The organism is Pseudomonas sp. P8_229, from assembly GCF_034008635.1.
Lineage (GTDB): Bacteria > Pseudomonadota > Gammaproteobacteria > Pseudomonadales > Pseudomonadaceae > Aquipseudomonas.
Genome location: NZ_CP125378.1, coordinates 5,976,178 through 5,991,309, shown reverse-complemented (window position 1 = coordinate 5,991,309; position 15,132 = coordinate 5,976,178). Strand labels below are relative to the sequence as shown.

General features: G+C 62.4%; 8 protein-coding genes. 1 reads left to right on the top strand and 7 read right to left on the bottom strand.

The window, feature by feature from the left end; translation table 11 throughout:
- Nucleotides 1-20: 20 nt before the first annotated feature.
- Together QMK55_RS26940 and QMK55_RS26935 are read right to left on the bottom strand one after the other, a co-directional pair.
- The gene (locus QMK55_RS26940) at nucleotides 21-2,306 is read right to left on the bottom strand and encodes an ATP-dependent DNA helicase (RefSeq protein ID WP_320328170.1); all 2,286 of its coding nucleotides are present in this window, start codon (nucleotides 2,304-2,306) and stop codon (nucleotides 21-23) included.
- The gene (locus tag QMK55_RS26935; protein WP_320328169.1) at nucleotides 2,303-3,955 is read right to left on the bottom strand and encodes a VRR-NUC domain-containing protein; all 1,653 of its coding nucleotides are present in this window, start codon (nucleotides 3,953-3,955) and stop codon (nucleotides 2,303-2,305) included. Before QMK55_RS26935 ends, QMK55_RS26940 begins: the two co-directional genes overlap by 4 nt.
- Before the next feature lie 205 nt (nucleotides 3,956-4,160).
- Here QMK55_RS26935 and QMK55_RS26930 point away from each other — a divergent pair, with 205 nt between their 5' ends.
- Complete coding sequence (locus QMK55_RS26930; RefSeq protein ID WP_320328168.1) at nucleotides 4,161-4,385, top strand: YgdI/YgdR family lipoprotein; 225 nt, start codon at nucleotides 4,161-4,163, stop codon at nucleotides 4,383-4,385.
- A gap of 46 nt (nucleotides 4,386-4,431) precedes the next feature.
- Here QMK55_RS26930 and QMK55_RS26925 read toward each other — a convergent pair whose 3' ends face one another.
- From QMK55_RS26925 to QMK55_RS26905, 5 genes are all read right to left on the bottom strand, one after another.
- A complete protein-coding gene (locus tag QMK55_RS26925; protein ID WP_102356189.1) occupies nucleotides 4,432-4,806 on the bottom strand; it encodes a hypothetical protein in 375 nt (124 codons plus the stop codon).
- A gap of 239 nt (nucleotides 4,807-5,045) precedes the next feature.
- A complete protein-coding gene (locus tag QMK55_RS26920; protein WP_320330228.1) occupies nucleotides 5,046-6,899 on the bottom strand; it encodes a polyurethanase in 1,854 nt (617 codons plus the stop codon).
- 202 nt (nucleotides 6,900-7,101) lie between these two features.
- Nucleotides 7,102-8,790, bottom strand: coding sequence for a polyurethanase (locus QMK55_RS26915; RefSeq protein ID WP_320328167.1), 1,689 nt, complete (start codon nucleotides 8,788-8,790; stop codon nucleotides 7,102-7,104).
- 57 nt (nucleotides 8,791-8,847) lie between these two features.
- The gene (locus QMK55_RS26910; protein WP_102356186.1) at nucleotides 8,848-11,934 is read right to left on the bottom strand and encodes an autotransporter serine protease; all 3,087 of its coding nucleotides are present in this window, start codon (nucleotides 11,932-11,934) and stop codon (nucleotides 8,848-8,850) included.
- A 237-nt stretch (nucleotides 11,935-12,171) separates the two neighbouring features.
- Nucleotides 12,172-15,123, bottom strand: a complete 2,952-nt coding sequence (locus tag QMK55_RS26905; RefSeq protein WP_320328166.1) for an autotransporter domain-containing protein — start codon at nucleotides 15,121-15,123, stop codon at nucleotides 12,172-12,174.
- Nucleotides 15,124-15,132 lie beyond the last annotated feature (9 nt).

The window sequence follows — 15,132 nt, the reverse complement described above, 5'->3', positions numbered from 1 at the left end:
AACGGACAGAATGTACCGCTTCATCCTGCCTGGATCGTTGCGTTTTCGTCTGTGCCGAGGGACCACCAGCGTGGCAACAGTTGCTGAATACGCGGTTCGGCAAAGCGGTCGTCGATCAGCATCACCACGCCGCGATCCTGTCGCGTGCGGATTACCCGTCCGGCGGCCTGCACCACTTTCTGCACGCCGGGATACAAATAGGTGTAGTCGTAACCGGCACCGAAAATCGCCGCCATGCGCCGCTTCAACTGCTCGTTGACCGGGTTGAGCTGGGCCAGACCCAACGTCGCAATGAACGCTCCGATCAGACGGGCCCCGGGCAAATCGATGCCCTCGCCGAATGCACCACCCAACACGGCGAAGCCGACGCCCTGGCTCTCGGCGGTGAATTGGTCGAGAAACGCCTGTCGCTGCCCTTCCGCCATGCCCCGCGACTGCTGCCACAGATTGATCTGCGGATGGCGTTCGGCGAGCAGCGTCAGCACCTGTTGCAGGTAATCGAAGCTGCTGAAGAACGCCAGATAATTGCCCGGGCGCTCACTGAACTGGCGGGCGATCAGTTCGACAATCGGTTCCAGCGACGCCTGACGGTGGTTGAAGCGCGTGGAGATCCGGCTGACGATCTGCACCTGTAATTGTTCAGCGCTGAAAGGTGATTCCACGTCGATCCATACCGTGTCGGCAGGTGTACCCAGCAAATCGGCGTAATAGTGCCGTGGGCTCAGCGTCGCCGAGAACAGCACGCTGCTGCGCGCCGCTTTCAGCCGTGGACCGATGAACGCGGCCGGCACCACATTGCGCAGGTACAGCTGCGACAGCGGCCGTTTGCGCTCGAGGTCGCGCTTGCTGATGTCGAACAGGTAATGCTCGTCGAACAGTTCCGCCACCCGACCGAACTGCAACATGTCGAAATAGAAGGCCTGCAGGGCGCTGTCGAGTCCCTGCGGATGATCGTTGAGGTAATCGCCAATGGCAGCGCTGCACAGGGACACCGCTTGCAGCAGTTTCTCCGGAGCCTTGTCGTAAGCCTGGTACGGCGCCAGTTGCGGCTGATGCAGCGCGTTCCATTCACGGTTGAGCCGTTGCAGGGATTTCTTCAAGGCTTCAGGGGCAGACTTGCGCACGCTGGCCAGCGCGGCCTGATCGAGACTGGCGCTGTACATCGACCGCCCGCGTTCGACCAGGTTGTGCGCCTCATCGGCCAGGACCGCGACTTTCCATTGATTGAGCTGGGCGAGGCCGAACAGCAGCGCGCTGAAATCGAAGTAGTAGTTGTAGTCCGCCACCACCACGTCGGCCCAGCGGGCCATTTCCTGGCTCAAGTAATACGGGCACACCGTGTGCTGGCGGGCCACTTCGCGCATCGCCGCCTGATCGAGCAGATTGATCCGGCTCGCCGCTTCACGGGCGGCGGGCAGGCGATCATAAAAGCCCTGGGCCAACGGGCAGGACTCGCCGTGACAGGCCTTGTCCGGGTGTTCGCAGGCCTTGTCCCGGGCGACCATCTCCAGCACTCGCAAGGGCAGGCTTTCACCCTGTTCGAACAACACCTGACTGGCATCCAGTGCCAGTTTGCGCCCCGGGGTCTTGGCGGTCAGGAAGAACACCTTGTCCAGTTGCTGCGGCGCCAGCGCCTTGAGCATCGGGAACAGCGTACCGAGGGTCTTGCCGATTCCGGTGGGCGCCTGAGCCATCAGGCAGCGGCCGGTGCTGACCGCTTTGAACACCGATTCGGCCAAATGCCGCTGGCCGGGGCGAAAGTCCGCGTGGGGAAAGGCCAACGCCTGCGCCGCCCGATTCCGCGCTTCGCGATGGGCCATTTCCTGCTCGGCCCAGTCGAGGAACAACCGGCACTGCGCCTCGAAAAAAACCTGCAAGTCTGAGGCGCTGAAAGCCTCGACCAGGCAGGTTTCCTTCTCGCTGACGATGTCGAAATACACCAGCGCCAGATTGATCTGCTCAAGCGCGAGCTTGCGACACATCAGCCAGCCGTAGATTCTCGCCTGCGCCCAGTGCAGCAGGCGATGGTTGGCCGGTTGCTTGCTCAGGTCGCCGCGATAGGTTTTGACTTCTTCCAGGCAGTTTTGCGCCGGGTCATAGCCGTCTGCCCTGCCCTTGACCTTCAGTTGCAGAAACTCGCCTTCGAGCGCCACTTCGCTCTGGTATTTGTCGCTACGCCGCGAGGCCACAGTGCGGTGCCCGAGCATGCCTTCGAGCGCTGTCGGCGACGGGGTAAAACGCAGGTCAAGGTCGCCGGTCTTGGCAGTGAACTCACACAACGCGCGCACCGCAATGTTGTAGCTCAAACGCTCTGCTCCGCCCATTGCACGTAACACACGGCGACCGGCATCTGGTGTTCGTGGCAGAACTCCAGCCAGCGCAGTTGATTGTCCTGCAAGCGGTCACCGGGACCTTTGACTTCAATCATCCGGTAGGTCCTGTGCTGCGGCCAGAACTGGATCAGGTCCGGCATGCCGGCGCGGTTGGCCTTGATGTCGAGCAGCAGGCGATTGAACCAGTGCTTGAGGTGTTCGGCCGGCAGACAGGCCAGCGCTTGCTCAAGCAGCTCTTCATTCAAAGCGCCCCAGAACACGAACGGCGACTGCACGCCCCATTTGGTCACGAAGCGCTCGCGAATGGTCGCGGCATACCGGCCGTCGTCGAGCTCGTCCAGACAGGCCTGGAACAGTTCGGCGCGGCGTTGCTGGAAGTCTTCATTGAGCAGGTCCACCGGCCCGCGTTGAAACGGATGAAAGAACGCCCCCGGCAGCGGCGCAAAGATCGCCGGCCAGCACAACAGGCCAAACAGCGAGTTGATCAGACTGTTTTCGACGTAATGCACCGGGCCGGCGTCTTCGTGCAGGTGCGCCTGAACGTAGCACTCCACCGACAGTGCCGGGTCGGTGCGCGGCAATTGCAGGTCGAGGCGTTCAACCGGTCGTGGCGCTTGTCGTTTAAGCGGTGGCCCGCCGAGTTTGCGCCGCAGTCGCGGCAGCATCCGTTGCAGGCTCTGCTGTTCGGCGGCGCTTTCCGGCGCCTGTTCGGCGAAGGTGGCGAGCTCCAGCGCCAGTGCGTATTCGCCGCTGCGCTCCAGCACCCGGATCACTCGCTGGCGGGCACCGGGGTACGCGCACTCGCGGTAAATACTCAGGGCCAGGGCAAACTCGCTGATGCGCTCGCAGTACTGGCCGATCTGGAAGAGCAGCTTGCCGCGCCGGCGTTGCAGCCACGGGTTGGCAAACTGCAGCGCGCTGACCTGTTCAACAATGGTTTGCAGCGGCTCACCGGCTTCGAAGCGCAGCTGGCAGTGATGCAGGAACAGGCAGGCATCGACGTCTTCACGGCTGCGCAGGCCGCGGAAGTCGGCGCAGAACTCGACTTTTTCGTAGGTGAAGATGCCGAGGTCGGCAAGGACGAATTCCGACCAGTCCTGATAAAGATTGCCGAAGAACATCAGGCGCAGGCGGTCGCACAGGTCCATGATGGTCAGGCTGAGCAAACGTTCGGCGAGCGTCGGCGCCCAGTCGGACAGACTGCGCGATTCAGTGAACTGCTCGGCCAGCGTCGGCAGCCAGTCGTCCTTGCGGCCCTTGGGTTGCTCGATGAAACTGCCGAACGTCTGCAGGAGTTCGGCCTTGAGCAACACGTCGAACACCTCCGTCACCGTCAACCGAGCCTGATCGTCGAGCCAGCCGTGACTCAGCAATGGTTGCGCGGCGTCGCTGATGTCACCGATTTCTGTGTAGTTGAGTTTGCCGAGGCGAAAATGCACACCCTTGCGCATGACCATCCGCACCAGCAAACCCTGCGAGGCACGGGGCAGTGACTTGAAGTCGCGGATAAATCCGTGCTCGGATTCACTCATCACGTCGGCATAGCGAAGTTCAAGCCAATCAAGCACTTGCCGGAAGTTGTTGAGGTAATAGAACGGATCGTCGAGGGGGTTGGCTGTCACGGGAATTCTGGGCCATGGCGGGCGAATACTGGTTATGCGTACAGATACCAGCTCTGCCCTGTGGCGTGCAAACGGAAATAGATCAATGGCGGCGGCAATCGGGATTTTTTCAGGGTGCCATCGAACTTTTCGCGGCTTGATGGCACCAACCGCGTTAGAGACCGACAACGGTCAATTGATATGGAATGAGGTATTAGAGGTGGGTATGAACATCAAGACTCTGGGTCTTCCCCTGGTGGCAGTGGCCCTGCTGGCATTGGCCGGCTGCTCGACACCGACCGTGGTGACCTTGCAGAACGGCACTCAGTATTTGACCAAGGACATGCCGAAAACCAAAAACAAGGACGGCTTCTATGAGTTCGAGGATATTTCCGGGGCCAAGGTGAAGGTGCGCTCCGATGAAGTGGCCACGGTGCGCAAGGAAGACTGACCGGTGCGTGTGGAGCTGCCGCCATGGCAGCTCCTGAATCCGGTGTTTACTCGGGCATCGTCAGGCCCAAAATGCTGTTATCGCAGCTGAAATACTGTTCACCCCGGCGCGCCAGTTCGGCTTGCAGGCGTCGGCAGCGTTCCAGATCCCGTTGGGTCATGCGGTCAATGCTCAGGTTACCGGTGGCTTGCGCTTGTTTGCTGTCACCCTGCCGAAACGTCACGAACGGCTGTTCGGGCTGAATCTGAAACAAACTTTTCTCTTCGACCGGTTCGACCGCTTCGGTCTTCGCAGGCTTGGGCAGTTGATCGGTACTGACCCCGTAACGGCTGAGAATCGAGGTTGGCGGCAGATCGGCCCAGGCATTGGCCGATAACAGCGCCAATCCGATAATCGCGACATACCCCTTGAACCTTCTCACGTGTGCATCTCCTGTACTCAATGGCGGCTAGCTATAGAACGTGTGTGCACGTGCTGGCTTTAGGCCGCTTTTACTGTTTGCAGAGCTTTTGAGTCAGGGTGTGGCTATCGAGTCACTTCCAATACCGAGTTAAATCCTTCGCGAGCAGGCTCGCTCCCACAAGGTCTATGTAAACGACACAGATCCAGTGTGGGAGCGAGCCTGCTCGCGAAGAGGCCCTTACCGGCGCCACCTCAACCTCAGGCGATCACAATGCCATCGGCGTGCAGACTGTTGAGCGCCACCCCGACCAGCGTCACCGAGTCATTGCCAAACGTCAGCACCGTGTCCTGCCCCACCGTCGTGGCATGGGCGCGGAAGTCGTCGGCGGGCAATACACCCTGCACGCCAAGGAACACCAGTTTGTCGTTGGACGTAAAACCGACCACCCGGTCCTGACCAAACGCGCCGTTGAAGAGGAACGTGTCCGCACCGCCCCCCGACTCCATCAGGTCATTGCCGGCGCCACCGACAAACACATCGTTGCCGGCACCGCCGATCAGGTGGTCATTGCCGTCCAGACCGAACAGCCAGTCACCCGTGGCATGCGCCTTGAGCGTGTCGGCGCCGCTGGTGCCTTTGACGCTGGATTCATACTGGGTGACGTTGTTGCCGACCTTCAGGCCGCTGGCCGTGACGCTGTGGGTTACGTCATCCTTGAACAGGCCCCAGAGAAAGCCCGGCTCCTTGGTGACGATGCTGCCGATGTCGCGGGTGATGCTGATTCCGCCGTTGGCGTCGCGGATGTACAGGTTACCGGCGCCGTCGTTGGCGAAGTCGAACTTGTTCACCGATTGCTGCAAGTCGAGGGTGTTGTTGCCGGCGCCGCCGAGGATGACGTTGTAGCCGCCACCATCACGGAAGGTGTCGTTGCCGGCGCGACCTTCGAGGTAGTCGTTGCCGCTGCCGCCCTGGATCAGGTCGTTGCTGTCGCTGCCGATGATGAAGGTGCTGCCCTTGTGGGTTTCGGCGTTGCGGTTCAAGTCCTGCACCCAGGTGTTGGCCCGCGCCGGGTCCGACAGGTTGGCGACGATGATCGTCGAGTCCTTGCTGGTCAGGTCGTAGAACTTCGACTCGATGATCCGGTTCATGCCGTCGCCGTACGCAGTCGGCAGGTGCGAGATCCAGGTCGGGATGTTGAGGATGGAGAACGGCAGCAGATTCCACGCGGTCGAGGCGTAATGATCGTTGAAGCTGACAATGTTGTCGGTGGCCGATTCCTTGGGCGCATCGTGCACGCCGACCGAGGCGCCGGTGAAGGTCGAGCCGTCGAGGGCGCGGAATACCGGATCGTTTTCGTAACCGACGTTGAGCACCTTGTCAGTGCTGCTCTGGGTCGGCGAGGCGTAGGCGATGTAGTTGGAGTCGGCGAAGAACCCGCCCCACTTGCCGCCGCTCAGGTCGGCCATGCTGTTGACTGCCAGCCCGCCAAGGCTGTGGCCGCTGACCAGCACGTCCTTGCCGGTGAGGCCGTTGGCCTTGGCGAACGCCACCACATCGTTGAGCAGATTGCCGAACGCTTCGCCGACGTAGTTCTTGGCGTAATCCTTGGGACCGAAGGCCGCCAGCAGGTCGTTGATCACGTCGCCGATGGAGTCGAGGATCAGGTTTTCCCGCGGGCCGCTGGTGCCGCGAAAGGCCACGCCGATTTCCGTGAGATGGCCCTGAGCGTCGTACTTGCCGAGGATCTCGACCTGCGCCGTGGTGTAACCGGCCTTTTCGCCGAAGAAGGTTCCCCGGGCGTCAGTCTTGCCGTCGTAACCCAGCTGCGAAGCAGTGATGGGTGTCCAGCCCGCCTTTTTCACCGCGTCGAGGGCGAGTTTTTCCGAGTCGGGGTTCCACGGAATGCCGGGAATCACCCCTTGCGAATCGGTGCCGCCGAGCAGCGCCGTGACCAGAGTGGCGGGCAGACCGAGACCGAAGCCATTGTGCTGATAGCCGGCGGCAAAGCCATTATCGAGGTTGTGGTAGGAATACAGCGTGATCGCCATGGCATCGCTGAACAACGCCTTGGAATCGGCTGTGCCGAAGTTCTTGTAGTCATACACACCCATTGCCATTGCCTCTCTTTTGTTGGAATTGTCAGAGATAGCTCACAGCCAGGGCGCCCCTCACGGGCACGCCCCGGAGCATTTCAGTACTACTTGTTGCAGATCTTCCCCTGTGGGAGCGGGCTTGCTCGCGAAAGCGGCGTATCAGCGACAGCAATGTTGACTGACACGCCCCTTCGCGAGCAAGCCCGCTCCCACTTTGGAGCTAGGCGAAGACGAACGCCGAGTCCGACAGGTTAGCCACTCCAACCCCGACCAGGGTCACGGCATATTCGCCAATCTTCAGCACCGTATCAGCGCCAGACTGCGCAGCATGCTGCTTGTAGTCGTAACCCTGCCCCGCGCCTTCGACGCCCATGAACACCAGTTTGTCGCTGCCCTGGTAGCCATTGATCGCGTCGAAACCGAACGCGCCGCTGAACAGGAAGGTGTTGTTGCCACCCACCGCCGTCATCACGTCGTTGCCGGCACCACCGACGAAGGTCACGTGGCCCTTGTCGCTGATCAGTTGGTCATCGCCACCCAGACCGAACAGCCAGTCACCGTCGGCGCTGGCGTGCAGCGCGTTGCCGTAAGCATCGCCGTTGAGCGAATGGCTGTACTGGGTCAGTTCGCTGCCATTGGTCAGTCCCTTGGCCGTCACGCCCCAGGTGATCTCCTTGCTGCCCCACCACGATCCCGACTCCTTGCTCACCAGCGCGCCGATGTCGCGGGTCATGCTGATGCCGCCATAGGCATCGCGTACGTACAGGGTGCCGTCACCGTCGTTGGCGAAGCTGAAGTTCTGCAATGGTTTCTGCAGTTCCAAGGTGTTGTGGCCCTGGCCACCGAGGAGGATGTTAAAACCACCGTCATCGCGGAAACGGTCATCGCCGCCCAGCCCTTCGAGGAAGTCGTTGCCCGCCCCGCCCTTGAGCCAGTCGTTGCTCTGGGTGCCGATGATGAAGGTGCTGCCGGTGTGCGGCTCGCCGCTGCGCCCCAGATCCTCGACCCAGGTCTTGCCCCGGGACGCTTGCTCCAGGTTGGAGACGATGATGGTCGAGTCCTTGTGCGTCAGGTGGTAGAACGTCGAGTCGATCACCCGGTTCAAGCCATCGGCATACCCCAGCGAGCCATGGGCCGACCAGTTCAGCGGATTGACGATACTGAACGGCACCAGGTTCTGCGCGGTGGACGCGTAGTTGTCGTTGAAGTTGACGATGTTGTCGGTGGTCGACTCATGCGGCCCGTCGTGTTTGCCCAGCGACCCGCTGCTGAACGTGGTGCCGTCCAGGGCGCGGAACACCGGATCGTTTTCGTAACCGATGTTCAGCACGTTGTTGCCGGTGCTGCTCTGGGTCGGCGAAGCGAATGCAATGTAGTTGGCGTCCTTGAAGAACCCGCCCCAGTTGCTGGTGCTCAACTCAGCCACGCTGTTGACCCCGAGACCGCCGAGGCTGTGGCCGCTGAACAGCACGTCCTTGGCCGCAATACCATTGGCAATGGCGAACGCAGCGACAGCCTTGAGCAGGTTGTCGAAGGCGTTTTTCGCGTATTGACTCGCGTAATCCGATGGCCCGATGGCGGCTAGCAGGTTGTTCTTCATGTCGCCGAAAGTGTCGCTGTAACCCAGCCCGCCGGTGCCACGAAAGGCCACGCCGATACCGACCAGCTTGCCGGCCGCATCGTACTTGCCGAGCACTTCGGCCTCGGCGCTGGTGAAGCCGTCCTTCTCGCCGAAGAACGTGCCTTGCGCCCCGACCTTGCCCTGATAACCCAGCGCCGTCGCGAAAACCGGCTTCCAGGCGGTGGCCGGCAAAGGCTGACCGGTCGGGGTGTAGGCATACAGCGTCAGCGCGATGGCGTCGCTGTACAACGCTTTGCCATCGGCATTTTTGTAATCGAACAATCCCATGTTGTGCTCTCTCTTCCTTCAAAAACGGCAGTCCCCTGCGGGACTGCCAGTACTCCTTCAGAACTGCCAGTCGAGGGTCAGACCCACACCGTGGTCCTTCTCGTTGTTACCGATCAGTCCGTTGTAATCCAGGTTGACCCGGACATCGCGATTGAGCGCCAGACCGGCACGCACGCCGACCACTGCGGCATCACGATCCATCGACACACTCTGCACAGTGAACGCGCTGTTGCCATTGGCGAACGCCAGGTGGCTGTCAGCATCGACGCTGCTCAGGTTGTGCTGCCAGCCGAGGGTTGCGCCCAATTCCAGCTGATGTTTCTCCGACAGCGCGAAGGTGCGCTTGGCGCGCACACCAAGGGTCGACAGCACCACATCGCGATTGTCTTCGCCGCCCTTGAGCGCCGCGGCATCACCCTTCTCGGTGAAGCTTTCGGTGTTCAGGTGCACGTACGACAGATTGGCGAACGGCTCCAGGTTCATCGGTTGCAGGCGCAGATCGTAAGCCGCTTCAGTGAACAGTTGGGTGGTTGCGGCATCGTGCTTGGTTTTCTCTTTGCCACTGACGCCAGCGAACTGCAGATCACGTTTCACGTCCACGCGATGCCAGCTGTAAGCCGCACCGGCAGTCAGACGCAGTGCATCGATCTGGTGCCCCAGGTACGCACCGAGGTGGTAGCTGTCGACCGAGGCCGACGAATGCGTGCCGCCCCCCATGTTCAACGAACTGTCGCTATAACCAGTAACGAAACCCAGACGGGTATCTTCAGCAATCAAGCCGTCGACACCGGCCAGCAAGCCGCCGATAGAGCTGTTGGAATCGGCGTTTTCATGCCCGCCATCGCTTTTGCCCCACGAACCGAGGACCTTGACCCAGGCATTGCTGCGATCGTCGGTCGGTGCATTGGCATTGAACAGATCACGCTCGCGCAGACGCTCACCCACCGCTTCACGCAGGTAACGGCTGTCGTTGATCAGCATCGTGCCAATCGCCGGGTGAATTTCCCCGGACAGTTGCTGGAACGCCTGTTGCGCCGAGGCCGCGTTCGGCGACAGCAGCAGAGTTTCGAACAGTGCATTGCCCGCGCCCAGACGCTCGGCAGCCGCACCGACTGCACGCTGGTTCGGCGTCAGGCCGACACTGGCGAACGACGCACCGTTGCGCCCGACGTCCAGTTGCACGCCGTTCGCCGAGTACGCCAGGGTGCCACCGAGGAACGCGTAGTTCGGTAGCACTTGCCCGAACTGGCCTTGAATGCCACCGGCCGCTTGCAGAATGTTGAACTGGGCGCCCTGCAGGCTTTTCACTTCGGCGGTGGTCAGCAGCGTCGGGCTGTTTTCCAGCGACAGACTGACGGTAGCGCCATCAATCAGCGCTTTGCCACCGGCGACGATCTTGTCACTGCTGGTCGGCGACACTTCCACCGCGTAGGTCGAACCGCGCTCGAAGGTCACGTCACCGGCCACGTTCAGCGTGCCGATGGAGTTGCCCGGCGCGACGGTACCGCCGCTTTTCGCGGTCAACGCGCCGATGTGGCCGTTACCGCCGAGGATGCCGTTCTCATTCACGGTGACCGCCGACGCCAGCGAACCGTTGATCGCCAGACGCCCCTGATTGACCAGGGTCGGGCCGCTGTAGGTGTTGTTGCCGGTCAGCACCAGCGTGCCGATGCCCTGTTTGGTCAGGCCACCGTGACCGGAAATGTCGTTGCGCCAGGTGTCGAGGCCGCAGGTGATGTCGTTGCACACACGCTCGGTCGGCTTGCCCTTGTCGATGATCGCGCCGATGCCCGGCAGGTCTGCAACAAACTGGCCTGAGCCGTAAGCCCCCTGGATGCGGAACTCTTCGGGAATGTCCTGCTCGGTGACGAACATCGCCGGGCCATCGATGCCCTTGCGCAGGTTGATCATGCCCCAGCCGTACAGGGCGTCGATGCCCGGTGCGCCGAGGTCGGTGGCGGTGGTGCGCAGTACCGTGGCGACCTGATCGCCGGTCATGTACGGGAAGCGCTCCATCAGCACCGCCATGGAACCGGCCACATGCGGCGCGGCCATCGAGGTGCCGTTGTAGTTTTTATAGCCGGTGGTCAGGTTGTCGGCGTTGGTGCCCTCAATGATCGAGCTGTAGATTTTCGTGCCCGGCGCCGAGACGCAGAAGCTCGCGGTGTAGCCACAGCGCGAGGAGAACGTACTCATGATGTACGGGTTGGCGCTGGCCTGGTCCGGGTTCTTCTGCAACGCGGCGACGGTGATCCAGTTCGGCGCGATGTCCGGCACGAAGTAGCCGAGGCCGGCGATCGCGTCGGGGTTGTTCAGGTTGTAATCGTTACCGGCGGCGAAAATCGTCACGATCCCGCTGCGGGCGGCAGCGATGGCGCCGTCGTAGGCACCGCCGGGCTTGGTGCCGAGCAGCGTGCGAATTTCATTGAACTGCAATTGCGCGTCGTTGACGGTGAAGTGCGGATACGCCGGGTCGCGGCCACCGAGGTCGAAACGGTCGGTGATGCCGATGCCCCAGCTGTTGTTGATGATCCGCGCACCGCTGGCGATCAGCGCATCCCAACCGGCCTTGTACACCGCGCCATCGTTGCCACGGACGATGCCGTCTTCCGGACCCGGGTCACCGTTGTCGGCACTGATGATCTGCGCACCGAACGCCACACCGTGCATCGGTCCGCCGTCACGGCTGCCGGCGGCAATACCGCCGACGTGGGTGCCGTGAGCACCGAGCTTGCCGTCGGAACCGACCGAGGGCGAACCGTCATAGCGGAACGCATCGCCGGCTTTGACCGGGATGTACGGGTCGGTGTATTCGCGGATCCCGCTGGTGACCAGCGTCACGACTTTATTGGTGCCGGAAAACTCCGGGTGCGCGGCGTACACCGGCTGGTCGAAAATCCCCAGCTTCACACCCTTGCCGGTGTAACCGGCAGCGTAAGCGTGATCGGCACCAATGGCGCCCAGGCCCCATTCCGCCTGGAACTCGGCACTGCGCCAACTGGCGGGATCGCCTGTGCGTCCACTTTCCACGTAAGGCGCCGCGTGGGCGGTGCCCCAGGTGGCCAGTGCGCAGAGCACGGCGCAATTAAGGGTTTTCATGGCGAAGCGACCACCCGTTTGCGCGGGGGTATTATTCTTATTCATCCAGCGACCTTCCTTAGTGTTGTTGCGAAAAATCCGTTTACCAGCCCCACACCTGGGCCTGGGAGTTAACGCTTGTGTTGAGGGGATTTAGCGAAACGTCGCACCCCCGATGGTTGCGAAGCGGCCCCGAACAGTCTCTTCCGTAAACCGAGTCGTCTGGGTGTGCGACTGCTGCGCAGTCGATCGGGGATAAATCCCCTCACCACAAGTGTGTGTGTTCATCTGACCTGCAGGCGCTCAGAACTGCCAGTTCAGGCTCAACCCCACGCCATGGCTCTTCTCGCGGTTGGCCAGTTGGCCGTTGTAATCGAGGTTGACCCGTACGTCCTTGCTCACCGCCAGGCTGGCTTGCACGCCGACCAGCGCCGCATCGCGCACCAGTGCCGAACTCTCGACCGCGTACGGTGTGCTGCCACTGGCAAAACGCAGATGCTGTTCGGCGTCGATATCGCTCAAGCTGTGCTGCCAGCCAAGGTGGCCGCTGACATCGAGTGATTGTTGAGCCGACAGATTGAACGTCTTGACCGCGCGCACACCGAGGGTGCTGAGCACCGCATCACGCTGCTCGCCGGAGCTTTTCAGCGCCGCCGCGTCGCCCTTTTCGGTGAAGCCTTCAGTATCCAGATGCACGTAAGCGAGGTTGGCGAACGGCTCCAGCGCAACCGGTTGCAGGTTCAGGCGATAAGCCGCTTCACCGAAGACCTGAGTGGTGGCCGCGTCGACCTTGGTTTTCTGTTTGGCGCTGACGTCGCCGTACTGCAGATCGCGTTTGACGTCGGCGCGGTGCCAGCTGTAGGCCGCGCCCGTACTCAGGCGCCAGGCGCCGATGTCGTGACCGGCGTAAGCGCCCAAGTGATAGCTGTCGACTGAAGCCTGTGAATGCGTGCCCGAGCCCATGTTCAGCGAACTGTCGCTGTACCCGGTGACCAGACCGATGCGGGTCTGCTCGTCCAGCGCGCCGTCGACGCCGGCCAGCAAGCCACCGATCGAGGTGCTGTAGCGCGAGGTGTCACGACCGGAGTCAGTCGTGCCCCAGGCGCCGAGTGCCTTGATCCAGCCGTTGCTTTGCGTGGCGCTTGCATCGCGCAGACGTTCGCCGACGGCGTCGCGCAACTGGCGGCTGTCATTGATCAGCATAGAGCCGAGCGCGGGGTAGATTTCCCCGCTCAGCTGCTGGAATGCCTGTTGCGCGGAAGCGGCGTCTGCCGACAGCAGCAGGCTTTCGTACACCGAGTTGCCGGCGCCCAGCCCTTCGACGGCCGCCGCCACCGCGCGCTGATTCGGGGTTTGTCCGACGCTGGCGAACGAGGTGGCGTTGCGCTGGATGTCGAGCTGAATGGCGTTGGCCGCGTAGTCGAGGCTGCCACCGATGAACAGGTACTCCGGCAACACCGCGCCGAACTGGCCCTGAATACCACCGGCCGCTTGCAGTATGTCGTACGAATGACCGAGCAGGCTGCGGGTTTCAGTGGTGCTGAGCAAGGTCGGGCTGTTTTCCAGCGACAGGCTGACGGTGGCGCCGCTGATGCTCGCGGCACCGCCGGCGACGATGCGGTCGCTGCTGCTCGGCGACAGCTCGACCGCGTAGGTCGAGCCCGGGGCAAAGGTCACGTCACCGGCCACATTCAAGGTGCCGATGGAATTGCCCGGCGCCACGCGGCCGCCGCTGTTGGCGGTCAGCGAGCCGATCCGCCCGGACCCGCCCACGGTGCCGCTGTCATTGACGGTCACCGCCGAGGCCAGCGAACCGTTGACGCTGAGCACGCCGCCATTGACCGTGGTCGGCCCACGGAAGGTGTTGTCGCCGCTCAGCAGCAAGCGCCCTGCTCCGGACTTGATCAGGCTGCCCTGATAGACCCGCGTCGCCGCGGCGGCATCACGGGCCATGCCCACCGCGTAGTCGGTCTGATCCTGTTGGCTGGCACCGGGCGCAATACCGTTCTGCCAGCCCTTGTCCTGCAGGGTTTGCTGCCAGGCGCTGTGCTCGACGAGGTCTTCGCCCTGACGCTGAAGCAAGGCCTTGTCGGAGATGTCATTGCTCCAGACATCGCTTTGCCCGGCGGCCAGATTGGCATTGAATGCCCCCAACAATTGTCCCGGCCCGTGCATCGCCCGGTTCAGGTTGGCCACGCCCCAGCCGACCCGCTCGGTCGGTGCATCGGTGACCGAGCCGTCGAGTTGCGTGGCGGTGGTCAGCAGCACTTCGAGCGCCTGCTGATTGTTCATGTACGGATAACGTTGCATCACCAGCGCCAGTGCCCCGGTGGCGTGCGGCGCGGCCATCGAAGTGCCGGACTTGATCGCGTACCCGGCCCCCGGAATGGTGCTATCAATCCTCGCCCCAGGCGTGGTGATGCACCAATACTTGGCGATGCCGCACTGGTTGTACTTCTGCTGATTGCTTTGGTCGAGCCCGGAGACCGCCAGCCAGTGCCCCTCGAGATCCGGCTGAAAGTACGGCAACGCCGAGCGCACGCTGGCGTTCGGGTAGCCGCTGTTGCCGGCGCTGAACACGTTGATCACGCCGCGGCGCGAGACGTCCGCTGCCGCGTCGAGCCAGGTGCCCTGATTCCAGTGCTGGGCGTACGCTGCGTGCAGATCAGCCAGGGTGCGATAGCTGACATCCGGCGGCTGGCTGCCCCAACTGTTGTTGATTGCGCGCACGCCGGCATCGGCCAGGGCGTCGTACGCCGCTTTGAAATAACGCGGATCGGGTTTGGGGCCGAACAGGAAGCTGTCGTTCTTGTTGGTGTTGCCGACGAAGATCTGCGCGTTGTACGCCACGCCGTGCATGCCGTTGCCGTCACGGCTCGCGCCCATGGTGCCGACCACGTGAGTGCCGTGGGAGTCGTTGTTGGGGTTGAGGGTGCCGTTGACGCTGAACAGCGAACCGTCGACGTAACTGCCTGACGCCAGCACCGGGTGATAGCGGTCGGTGGCGAACTCGGGGTGGGTGGCATCGAAGCCGGAGTCGAGGGCGCCGATCTCCACGCCTTTGCCGGTGATCCCGGCGGCGTAGGCCTGATCGGCCTGCATCCGCGCAAGGCCCCAGTCGCGCTGGAATTCGGCACTGCGCCAACTGGCCGGATCGCCGGGTTTGCCGGTTTCAAGGTACTGCGCATTGGCTTGCGCGATGGAAACTGCGAGCAACAGGGTGCCGACCGCTGCCGGCTTGATGCGTACTTCCATGTTCACCAC